Genomic DNA, 9136 nt, shown 5'->3' with positions numbered 1-9136 from the left:
GTGCACCTCGACACCGGCCGGGGGCGCGATGTCGGCGGCGGTGACCAGACCCGGGCCCTGCTTGCGCAGGTACATCACGACCGGCTCGTCGTGCTCCGAGGAGACGACCAGCTGCTTGATGTTGAGGATCAGGTCGGTGACGTCCTCCTTGACGCCCGGCACGGTGGTGAACTCGTGCAGGACACCGTCGATGCGGATGCTGGTGACAGCAGCGCCGGGGATCGACGACAGGAGGGTACGGCGCAGGGAGTTGCCGAGGGTGTAGCCGAAGCCCGGCTCCAGCGGCTCGATCACGAACCGGGAGCGGAACTCGTCGACGACCTCTTCGGTCAACGAGGGACGCTGAGCGATCAGCATGGATGAATCCTTCAGTCAGGGGCGCCCGCTATTTGACGCCCGACTCTGTACTGCAAGGGTACGGGCGATACGGCTTCTTCACAGAGGCCGTACCGCCCGGAACCGCAAAACCAGCGGAGCGTTGTGCGTCAGACGCGACGGCGCTTCGGCGGACGGCAGCCGTTGTGCGGGGTCGGGGTGACGTCCTGGATGGAGCCGACCTCGAGGCCCGTGGCCTGCAGGGAGCGGATCGCGGTCTCACGACCGGAACCCGGGCCCTTCACGAACACGTCGACCTTGCGCATGCCGTGCTCCTGGGCGCGGCGGGCAGCCGACTCGGCGGCCATCTGCGCGGCGAACGGCGTGGACTTCCGGGAGCCCTTGAAGCCGACGTGGCCGGCGGAGGCCCAGGAGATCACGTTGCCGGACGGGTCCGTGATCGAGACGATCGTGTTGTTGAACGTGCTCTTGATGTGCGCGTGGCCGTGAGCGACGTTCTTCTTTTCCTTGCGGCGCACCTTCTTGGCAGCGCCCTGACGACCCTTGGGGGGCATCTACTAACTCCTACGGGAGGTGGTCGGTCCTACAGCGAAGACCGTGGACAGGTGTCCGCTGCGGACTACTTCTTGCCCGGCTTCTTCTTGCCGGCAATGGCGCGACGCGGGCCCTTGCGGGTGCGGGCGTTGGTGATGGTGCGCTGACCGCGGACAGGCAGACCGCGACGGTGACGGAGACCCTGGTAGCAGCCGATCTCGACCTTGCGGCGGATGTCGGCCTGGACCTCGCGACGGAGGTCACCCTCGGTCTTGATGTTGTTGTCGACGTACTCGCGGATCGCGACCAGCTGCTCTTCGGTCAGGTCACGAACACGGGTGTTCGGGTCGACGCCGGTCGCAGCCAGCGTCTCCTTCGAGAGGGTCCGGCCGATGCCGAACACGTAGGTGAGGGCAACCTCCACGCGCTTTTCGCGCGGGATGTCAACACCGGAAACGCGTGCCATTCAATGGCTCCTGGTGATCTTCGGAGGTCTTCCGCAGAACCGGTTCCCGGCCGCCGTACCAGGTACGAACCGGGTCCCCGGCCTCCGGACCGGGGGTGTCGAGCTGGATGGCTCGGGCTCTGCGTATGAACAAATTCAGCTCGCGTCGCTGCGAATCTCTGCGATAGAGGTGCAGAGGGAGATGGTCGTGCGTCAGCCCTGGCGCTGCTTGTGGCGCGGGTTCTCGCAGATGACCATGACCCGACCGTGACGGCGGATCACCCTGCACTTGTCGCAGATCTTCTTGACGCTCGGCTTGACCTTCATGGTGAGGTTCTCCGGGTCAGTGCCATCACCCCGAGGCGATCCGGGGTGCGGGCAAGATCTACTTGTAGCGGTAGACGATCCGGCCACGCGTCAGGTCGTACGGAGACAGCTCCACCACGACCCGGTCGTCAGGGAGGATACGGATGTAGTGCATACGCATCTTGCCGCTGATGTGTGCCAGGACCTGGTGGCCGTTCTGGAGCTCGACCTTGAACATGGCGTTCGGCAGAGACTCGACGACAGTGCCCTCGATCTCGATGGCACCTTGCTTCTTGGCCACGCTTCGCCCTTCGAATCGACTACCTTGATCGACTCTCCCGCGAGCATGCGGACATGCGGGTGCACGAGAGCCGACGAGTCAGTCTACGTCGGCATACCCGGAAAGGCGAATCGAGGAATTCTGCCCCATCGGGAAGATCACTAAGCGAGCGGATCGGGAGCAGCGGTGATGCCGTACTCGGCCAGCTTCGCCTTACCGGCGTCGGGGGCCGTCAGGACCAGGGGGCCTTCCGGGGTGAGGGCGACCGAGTGCTCCCAGTGGGAGGACCAGGTGCCGTCCGTGGTGATGACCGTCCAGTCGTCCTCAAGGACCTCGGTGCGGGGGGTGCCGAGGGAGACCATCGGCTCGATCGCGAGGCAGAAGCCGGGGACCAGCTTGGGGCCCTTGCCGCGGCGGCGGTCGACGTAGTTCAGCAGATGCGGGTCCATGTGCATCTCGGTGCCGATGCCATGGCCGCCGTAGTCCTCGATGATCCCGTACCTGCCGCCGCCCGGCTTCGGCTGACGGCGGATGTACGTCTCGATCGCGCGGGAGATGTCGACCAGGCGGCTGCCCTGCTTCATGGCCGCGATACCGGCCCACATGGACTCTTCCGTCACCCGGGACAGCTCGACCAGCTCCGGAGCGTGACCGGAGCCCACGAAGGCCGTGTAGGCGGCGTCACCGTGCCAGCCGTCGATGATCGCGCCGCAGTCGATGGAGATGATGTCGCCGTCCTTGAGGACGACGTCGTCGGAAGGGATGCCATGGACGACCACGTCGTTCACGGAGGTGCAGATGGTCGCGGGGAAACCGCCGTAGCCCAGGAAGTTCGACTTCGCGCCGTGCTCGTCGAGGACCTTGCGGGCGACCTCGTCCAGGTCCTTGGTGGAGGCGCCGGGCACCGCGGCCTCCCGGGTGGCCGCGTGAATGGCGGCTACGACCAGGCCCGCCGCCCGCATCTTGGCGATCTGCTCGGGCGTCTTGATCTGCACCATAGGGGCCTGCGCTCTCCGTCACTCACGTCGGCTGGGTTTACCTGTACAACACTACGGCCGCGGCACCCGGGGAGGGGCACCGCGGCCGGAGGAGCCGCGCTCTACTGCTCGGCCTTCTCGCGCTTGAGAGCCCCCAGCGCCCGCTGAGTGATCTCGTCCACCGGGCCCAGGGAGGAGATCGTCACGACCAGGCCCTGCGCCTTGTAGTAGTCGATGATCGGCTCGGTCTGCGTGTGGTAGACCTCCAGCCGCGTGCGCACGGTCTCCTCGCGGTCGTCGCCGCGCTGGTACAGCTCACCGCCGCAGACGTCGCAGACGCCTTCCTTCTTCGGCGGGCTGTACGTCACGTGGAACACGTGCGACGAGTCGTTGCGGCAGATGCGGCGGCCGGCGATGCGCTTGACGACCTCGTCCTCGGGGACCTCCAGGTCCAGGACCGCGTCCAGCTTGATGCCCTCGGTCGTCAGCAGCTCGTCCAGCGCCTTGGCCTGGTCCACGTTCCGCGGGAAGCCGTCCAGCAGGAAGCCGTTCTCGGCGTCCGCCTGCTCCATCCGGTCCTTGGCCATGTCGATGGTGACCGAGTCCGGCACCAGCTCGCCGCGGTCCATGTAGGACTTCGCGAGCTTGCCCAGCTCGGTCTGCTGGCTGATGTTGGCCCGGAACAGGTCACCCGTGGAGATGTGCGGGATGACCAGCTCCTTGGCGAGCCGAACGGCCTGCGTTCCCTTACCGGCGCCCGGCGGCCCGACGAGGACGATACGCATCAGCGGAGGAACCCTTCGTAATTGCGCTGCTGGAGCTGGCTCTCGATCTGCTTCACCGTCTCAAGACCGACACCCACGATGATCAGGATGCTGGTACCGCCGAAGGGGAAGTTGTTCGTCGCCCCGAACCCGACCAACGCCATTGTTGGCACGAGAGCAATCAGACCCAGATACAGCGAACCCGGCCAGGTGATCCGGTTGAGCACGTAGCTGAGGTACTCAGCGGTCGGTCGGCCAGCCCGGATGCCCGGGATGAAGCCACCATACTTCTTCATGTTGTCGGCGACTTCCTCGGGGTTGAAGGAGATCGCCACGTAGAAGAACGCGAAGAAAACGATGAGCAAGAAGTACGAAACGATGTAAATCGGGTGGTCGCCCTTGGTCAGGTTCTGCTCGATCCAGGTCTTCCAGCCCGACTTGCCTCCCGCGAACTGCGCCACGAGCGCCGGAATGTAGAGCAGCGAGGAGGCGAAGATGACGGGAATCACACCCGCCTGATTCACCTTGAGCGGGATGTATGTGGACGTACCGCCGTAGGAACGCCGGCCGATCATGCGCTTCGCGTACTGCACCGGGATGCGGCGCTGGGCCTGCTCGACGAAGACCACGAGCGCGACCATGACGAGGCCGACCAGGATCACGGTGCTGAACTCGATCCAGCCGCCGGCCAGGGTGCCCTGCTTCTTGATGGCCCACAGCGCGGACGGGAAGGTGGCGGCGATCGAGATGAACATGAGGATCGACATGCCGTTGCCGATACCGCGGTCGGTGATCAGCTCACCCAGCCACATCACGACGGCCGTACCGGCGGTCATGCAGATGACCATGGTGATGGTGGTGAAGATCGACTGGTTCGGGACGATCGAGCCGGCGACCTGGCAACCGTTGAAGAGCGCGCCGCTGCGGGCGGTGGCGACCAGACCGGTGCCCTGGAGGATCGCCAGCGCCACCGTCAGATAACGGGTGTACTGCGTGATCTTCGCCGTGCCGGCCTGGCCCTCCTTCTTCAGGGCTTCCAGGCGCGGGATCACCACGGTCAGCAGCTGCAGGATGATGCTCGCCGTGATGTACGGCATGATCCCGAGCGCGAAGATGGTGATCTGCAGCAGCGCTCCACCGCTGAACATGTTGACCAGCCCGAAGAGGCCCTGGTTACCGGACGCCTCCCGGACACACTCCTGGACGGCTTTGTAGTTCACACCCGGGATCGGGATGTGCGTACCGACGCGGTACACCACGATGATGCCCAGCGTAAAAAGCAGCTTCTTGCGCAGGTCGGGCGTCCTGAACGCCCGGGCGAACGCGGTGAGCACGGTGCCTCCTGCGACCCCCGCGCAACTGCGTCAAGGGTGACGGTCTTGAGGTTCGACGAATGGACGAATGGATAACGGTCGACTGCCGCTCAGGGTGCCCCATCGGAAGCACCCGGTGAAAGTAGGCAGTGCTGGCCACCTTACCGGCGAGAGCACCGCCCTAGGAACGACCAACCGGGGATACCCCTTTTGTGGGGTATCCCCGGTCGGGATCGTTCATGTCATCGAGGGACCTGAGAGATTCAGACCAGCTCGGTGACCGTACCGCCGGCGGCGGTGATCTTCTCCTTGGCGGAGCCGGAGACGGCGTCGACCGTCACCTGCAGCGCCACGGAGATCTCGCCCTGGCCGAGGACCTTGACGAGGCTGTTCTTGCGAACGGCCCCCTTGGCCACCAGACCCTCGACCGTGACCTCGCCACCCTCGGGGTAGAGCGCGGCCAGCTTGTCGAGGTTCACGACCTGGAACTCGGTCTTGAACGGGTTCTTGAAGCCCTTCAGCTTCGGAAGGCGCATGTGGAGCGGCATCTGGCCACCCTCGAAGCGCTCCGGAACCTGGTAACGGGCCTTCGTACCCTTCGTACCACGACCGGCCGTCTTACCCTTCGACGCCTCACCACGACCGACACGGGTCTTGGCGGTCTTGGCGCCGGGGGCCGGACGGAGGTTGTGGATCTTCAGCGGGTTGTTCTCCGCCATGATCAGTCGACCTCCTCGACCGTCACGAGGTGGCGGACGGTGTGCACCATTCCGCGGAACTCGGGGCGGTCCTCCTTGACGACCACGTCGTTGACCCTCTTCAGGCCAAGCGAACGCAGGGTGTCACGGTGGTTCTGCTTGCTGCCGATGTACGACTTCGTCTGCGTGATCTTGAGCTGCGCCATTACGCACCAGCCCCGGCACGCGCACGGAGAAGAGCCGCGGGAGCGACGTCCTCGAGCGGCAGACCGCGGCGGGCCGCGACCTCCTCGGGACGCTGCAGGCCCTTCAGGGCCTCCACGGTCGCGTGCACGATGTTGATCGCGTTGTCGGAGCCGAGCGACTTCGACAGGATGTCGTGGATACCGGCGCACTCGAGCACGGCACGCACCGGACCACCGGCGATAACACCGGTACCCGGGGACGCGGGCTTGAGCAGCACGACGCCGGCAGCCTTCTCACCCTGGATCGGGTGCGGGATGGTGCCCTGGATACGGGGGACCTTGAAGAAGTGCTTCTTGGCCTCCTCAACGCCCTTGGCGATGGCGGCCGGCACCTCCTTGGCCTTGCCGTAACCGACACCCACGGTGCCGTCACCGTCGCCCACCACGACCAGCGCGGTGAAGCTGAAGCGACGACCACCCTTCACAACCTTGGCGACGCGGTTGATCGCGACAACGCGCTCAACGTACGCGGTCTTCTCGGCGGCAGCAGCGCCGCCGTCACGGCCCTTCCGGTCCCGCCGCTCGCCGCCACCGGCACCGCTGCCGCGGCGCTGGGGTCCAGCCATTGGATTACCTCTCTCTTTCCGCTAGCTACAAGCGGCTCAGAACTTGAGCCCGGCCTCGCGGGCGGCGTCCGCCAGGGCGGCGATGCGCCCGGCGTACTGGTTGCCACCACGGTCGAACACCACGGCCTCGACACCGGCGGCCTTGGCACGCTCGGCGACCAGGGCGCCGACCTGCTTGGCCTGCGCGGACTTGTCGCCCTCGCCACCGCGGACCGAAGCGTCCAGGGTGGACGCGGAAGCCAGGGTGTGGCCCTTCAGGTCGTCGATCACCTGCGCCACGATGTGGCGGTTGGAGCGGGTCACGACCAGACGGGGACGCTCCGCCGTACCGGAAAGGTTCTTGCGGATCCGGATGTGACGGCGCTTGATCGCGGCGCGCTTGTAGGCGTCGCCCTTGAGGATCTTCTGCCCGTATGCCATGGCTTACTTACCCGCCTTTCCGACCTTGCGGCGGATGACTTCGCCCTCGTACTTGACGCCCTTGGCCTTGTACGGGTCAGGCTTGCGCAGCTTGCGGATGTTGGCCGCAACCTCGCCGACCTTCTGCTTGTCGATGCCCTCGACCGAGAACCGGGTGGGGGCCTCCACCTTGAAGGTGATGCCCTCGGGGGCCTCGACGACGATCGGGTGGCTGTAGCCGAGCGCGAACTCCAGGTTCGAACCCTTGGCGGTCACGCGGTAACCGACACCACTGATCTCGAGCTTCTTCACGTAACCCTGGGTCACGCCGGTGATCATGTTCGCCACCAGCGTGCGGGACAGGCCGTGCAGGGCCTTGTTCTGACGCTCGTCGTTGGGGCGGGTGACGTTCAGGACGCCGTCCTCACCCTTGACGATGTCGATCGGCGCGACGACGGTGTGGGTCAGCGTGCCCTTGGGGCCCTTGACCGAGACCGTACGGCCGTCGATGGTGACGTCCACGCCGGCGGGAACCGTGATGGGGAGCTTGCCAATACGCGACATAGCTGTTTCCTCCGTTCCCTTCCGTTACCAGACGTAGGCGAGGACTTCCCCACCCACGCCCTTCTTGCCGGCCTGCTTGTCGGTGAGGAGCCCGTGCGACGTGGAGATGATCGCCACGCCCAGGCCGCCGAGCACCTTCGGCAGGTTGGTGGACTTCGCGTACACCCGGAGACCGGGCTTGGAGATCCGCTTGATGCCCGCGATGGAGCGCTCACGGTTGGGACCGAACTTCAGGTCCAGGACGAGGTTCTTGCCAACCTCGGCGTCCTCGACCTTCCAGCCCGTGATGAAGCCCTCCTGCTGGAGGATCTCCGCGATGTGAGACTTGATCTTGGACGCCGGCATCGTCACGGTGTCGTGGTATGCCGAGTTCGCGTTCCGCAGACGCGTAAGCATGTCTGCGATCGGATCAGTCATGGTCATGAATTGGCCTTCGGCCTCTCTCGCCGGGGTTTCCTGGTGCGCCATCCCTCTCCCCGATCCGGGACGGGACGGGTGCGGCGCGGTGGACCTACGGCGTAGTAAGTCGTACGGGCGCGGCAGACGCCCAACCCCACAAGCCTACGGCATGCGGAGAAGGGCCCCTGCCGACCCAGATGCTTACCGAGAGCTTCCGGAATCCCCTGTTAGGGGGATTACCAGGAGCTCTTGGTCACGCCCGGCAGCTCGCCACGGTGAGCCATCTCACGAAGGCACACGCGGCACAGGCCGAACTTGCGGTACACGGAGTGCGGACGGCCGCAGCGCTGGCAGCGGGTGTAGCCACGCACACCGAACTTGGGCTTGCGAGCAGCCTTGGCAATCAGAGCCTTCTTCGCCATCTCGCTCACGCCTCCTTGAACGGGAAGCCGAGGTGACGAAGGAGCGCGCGGCCCTCAGCGTCGTTGGTCGCCGTGGTGACCACGGTGATGTCCATGCCCCGGGTACGGTCGATCTTGTCCTGGTCGATCTCGTGGAACATGACCTGCTCCGTGAGACCGAAGGTGTAGTTGCCACGGCCGTCGAACTGCTTGGGGGACAGGCCGCGGAAGTCGCGGATGCGCGGCAGCGCGAGCGACAGGGTGCGGTCCAGGAACTCCCACATGCGGTCGCCACGGAGCGTGACGTGGGCACCGATCGGCTGACCCTCACGCAGCTTGAACTGCGCGATGGACTTACGGGCCTTGGTGACCTGCGGCTTCTGGCCGGTGATCGTGGTGAGGTCGCGGATGGCGCCCTCGATCAGCTTGGAGTCGCGGGCGGCGTCGCCCACACCCATGTTGACCACGATCTTGACGAGGCCGGGGATCTGCATGACGTTCTCGTACTTGAACTCGTCACGCAGCTTGCCCGCGATCTCCTCGCGGTACTTCGTCTTGAGACGCGGAGTGGTGGTGGTAGCCATCAGATGTCCTCACCCGTCCGCTTGGCAACGCGGATCTTGTTGCCCTCGTCGTCGAAGCGGTAACCGACACGCGTGACGACCTTGTTGCCGTCCTTCTCAACGACCAGCTGGACGTTGGAGACGTGGATCGGCGCCTCGGTCGTGACGATGCCGCCGGCCTGCGAACCGCGAGCGGTCGGGCCGGCCTTGGTGTGCTTCTTGACCCGGTTGACACCCTCGACCAGGACGCGGTCCTCGCGGGGGAAGGCCGCGATGACCTTGCCCTGCTTGCCCTTGTCCTTACCGGTGATGACCTGGACCAGGTCGCCCTTCTTGATCTTCATGC

At 65.5% G+C, this 9136-nt stretch carries 17 protein-coding genes; all 17 read right to left on the bottom strand.

What is annotated here, in order from left to right:
• Positions 1-357 (bottom strand): DNA-directed RNA polymerase subunit alpha (locus IE277_RS37130; protein ID WP_506005351.1); only part of this gene is annotated, 357 nt, incomplete at its 3' end.
• 128 nt (positions 358-485) lie between these two features.
• On the bottom strand, positions 486-890 hold the full coding sequence (rpsK, locus tag IE277_RS37125; protein WP_003956432.1) for a 30S ribosomal protein S11: 405 nt from the start codon (positions 888-890) through the stop codon (positions 486-488).
• A gap of 65 nt (positions 891-955) precedes the next feature.
• Positions 956-1336 carry a 30S ribosomal protein S13 gene (gene rpsM / locus IE277_RS37120; RefSeq protein WP_189958143.1) on the bottom strand — a complete coding sequence of 127 codons (381 nt, stop codon included), beginning with the start codon at positions 1334-1336 and terminating at the stop codon, positions 956-958.
• A 192-nt stretch (positions 1337-1528) separates the two neighbouring features.
• Positions 1529-1642 (bottom strand): 50S ribosomal protein L36, encoded by a 114-nt coding sequence (gene rpmJ, locus IE277_RS37115; protein WP_003998809.1) that lies wholly within the window; start codon positions 1640-1642, stop codon positions 1529-1531.
• A gap of 58 nt (positions 1643-1700) precedes the next feature.
• Positions 1701-1922, bottom strand: a complete 222-nt coding sequence (gene infA / locus IE277_RS37110; RefSeq protein ID WP_003948620.1) for a translation initiation factor IF-1 — start codon at positions 1920-1922, stop codon at positions 1701-1703.
• Positions 1923-2062: 140 nt separating this feature from the next.
• A complete protein-coding gene (map, locus tag IE277_RS37105; RefSeq protein ID WP_189958142.1) occupies positions 2063-2899 on the bottom strand; it encodes a type I methionyl aminopeptidase in 837 nt (278 codons plus the stop codon).
• Between the two features lie 101 nt (positions 2900-3000).
• Entirely contained in the window at positions 3001-3663 is a 663-nt protein-coding gene (locus IE277_RS37100) for an adenylate kinase (RefSeq protein WP_189958141.1), read from the bottom strand.
• A complete protein-coding gene (gene secY, locus IE277_RS37095) occupies positions 3663-4976 on the bottom strand; it encodes a preprotein translocase subunit SecY (RefSeq protein WP_189958140.1) in 1314 nt (437 codons plus the stop codon). The genes IE277_RS37100 and secY overlap by 1 nt, the downstream gene beginning before the upstream one ends.
• Before the next feature lie 242 nt (positions 4977-5218).
• The gene (gene rplO, locus IE277_RS37090; protein ID WP_003974249.1) at positions 5219-5674 is read right to left on the bottom strand and encodes a 50S ribosomal protein L15; all 456 of its coding nucleotides are present in this window, start codon (positions 5672-5674) and stop codon (positions 5219-5221) included.
• Positions 5675-5676: 2 nt separating this feature from the next.
• Entirely contained in the window at positions 5677-5859 is a 183-nt protein-coding gene (gene rpmD / locus IE277_RS37085) for a 50S ribosomal protein L30 (protein WP_119102573.1), read from the bottom strand.
• Positions 5859-6464, bottom strand: a complete 606-nt coding sequence (rpsE, locus tag IE277_RS37080) for a 30S ribosomal protein S5 (RefSeq protein ID WP_016434633.1) — start codon at positions 6462-6464, stop codon at positions 5859-5861. Before rpsE ends, rpmD begins: the two co-directional genes overlap by 1 nt.
• A 36-nt stretch (positions 6465-6500) precedes the next feature.
• Positions 6501-6884, bottom strand: coding sequence for a 50S ribosomal protein L18 (gene rplR / locus IE277_RS37075; protein ID WP_053661883.1), 384 nt, complete (start codon positions 6882-6884; stop codon positions 6501-6503).
• 3 nt (positions 6885-6887) lie between these two features.
• On the bottom strand, positions 6888-7427 hold the full coding sequence (gene rplF / locus IE277_RS37070) for a 50S ribosomal protein L6 (RefSeq protein WP_067119441.1): 540 nt from the start codon (positions 7425-7427) through the stop codon (positions 6888-6890).
• Between the two features lie 24 nt (positions 7428-7451).
• Positions 7452-7850 carry a 30S ribosomal protein S8 gene (gene rpsH, locus IE277_RS37065; RefSeq protein WP_189958139.1) on the bottom strand — a complete coding sequence of 133 codons (399 nt, stop codon included), beginning with the start codon at positions 7848-7850 and terminating at the stop codon, positions 7452-7454.
• Between the two features lie 212 nt (positions 7851-8062).
• Positions 8063-8248 (bottom strand): type Z 30S ribosomal protein S14, encoded by a 186-nt coding sequence (locus IE277_RS37060; RefSeq protein WP_003948630.1) that lies wholly within the window; start codon positions 8246-8248, stop codon positions 8063-8065.
• A 5-nt stretch (positions 8249-8253) separates the two neighbouring features.
• Positions 8254-8811: a 50S ribosomal protein L5 gene (gene rplE / locus IE277_RS37055; protein ID WP_189958138.1), complete on the bottom strand. Its 558-nt coding sequence runs from the start codon at positions 8809-8811 to the stop codon at positions 8254-8256.
• Positions 8811-9134, bottom strand: a complete 324-nt coding sequence (rplX, locus tag IE277_RS37050; protein WP_003992365.1) for a 50S ribosomal protein L24 — start codon at positions 9132-9134, stop codon at positions 8811-8813. The genes rplE and rplX overlap by 1 nt, the downstream gene beginning before the upstream one ends.
• Positions 9135-9136: the final 2 nt, after the last annotated feature.

It is taken from the genome of Streptomyces alanosinicus (genome assembly GCF_014650595.1).
GTDB lineage: Bacteria > Actinomycetota > Actinomycetes > Streptomycetales > Streptomycetaceae > Streptomyces > Streptomyces alanosinicus.
This window is presented reverse-complemented; position numbering and strand designations above follow the sequence as displayed.

Excerpts from the sequence above, each read along its gene's own strand:
- rpsH (WP_189958139.1), bottom strand. The coding sequence starts at position 7,850 with ATGACCATGACTGATCCGATCGCAGACATGCTTACGCGTCTGCGGAAC.
- rpmJ (WP_003998809.1), bottom strand. The coding sequence starts at position 1,642 with ATGAAGGTCAAGCCGAGCGTCAAGAAGATCTGCGACAAGTGCAGGGTG.
- rplX (WP_003992365.1), bottom strand. The coding sequence starts at position 9,134 with ATGAAGATCAAGAAGGGCGACCTGGTCCAGGTCATCACCGGTAAGGAC.
- IE277_RS37100 (WP_189958141.1), bottom strand. The coding sequence starts at position 3,663 with ATGCGTATCGTCCTCGTCGGGCCGCCGGGCGCCGGTAAGGGAACGCAG.
- rpsE (WP_016434633.1), bottom strand. The coding sequence starts at position 6,464 with ATGGCTGGACCCCAGCGCCGCGGCAGCGGTGCCGGTGGCGGCGAGCGG.
- rplO (WP_003974249.1), bottom strand. The coding sequence starts at position 5,674 with ATGGCGGAGAACAACCCGCTGAAGATCCACAACCTCCGTCCGGCCCCC.
- rplF (WP_067119441.1), bottom strand. The coding sequence starts at position 7,427 with ATGTCGCGTATTGGCAAGCTCCCCATCACGGTTCCCGCCGGCGTGGAC.
- map (WP_189958142.1), bottom strand. The coding sequence starts at position 2,899 with ATGGTGCAGATCAAGACGCCCGAGCAGATCGCCAAGATGCGGGCGGCG.
- rpsM (WP_189958143.1), bottom strand. The coding sequence starts at position 1,336 with ATGGCACGCGTTTCCGGTGTTGACATCCCGCGCGAAAAGCGCGTGGAG.
- rplR (WP_053661883.1), bottom strand. The coding sequence starts at position 6,884 with ATGGCATACGGGCAGAAGATCCTCAAGGGCGACGCCTACAAGCGCGCC.
- IE277_RS37060 (WP_003948630.1), bottom strand. The coding sequence starts at position 8,248 with ATGGCGAAGAAGGCTCTGATTGCCAAGGCTGCTCGCAAGCCCAAGTTC.
- rplE (WP_189958138.1), bottom strand. The coding sequence starts at position 8,811 with ATGGCTACCACCACCACTCCGCGTCTCAAGACGAAGTACCGCGAGGAG.
- rpmD (WP_119102573.1), bottom strand. The coding sequence starts at position 5,859 with ATGGCGCAGCTCAAGATCACGCAGACGAAGTCGTACATCGGCAGCAAG.
- rpsK (WP_003956432.1), bottom strand. The coding sequence starts at position 890 with ATGCCCCCCAAGGGTCGTCAGGGCGCTGCCAAGAAGGTGCGCCGCAAG.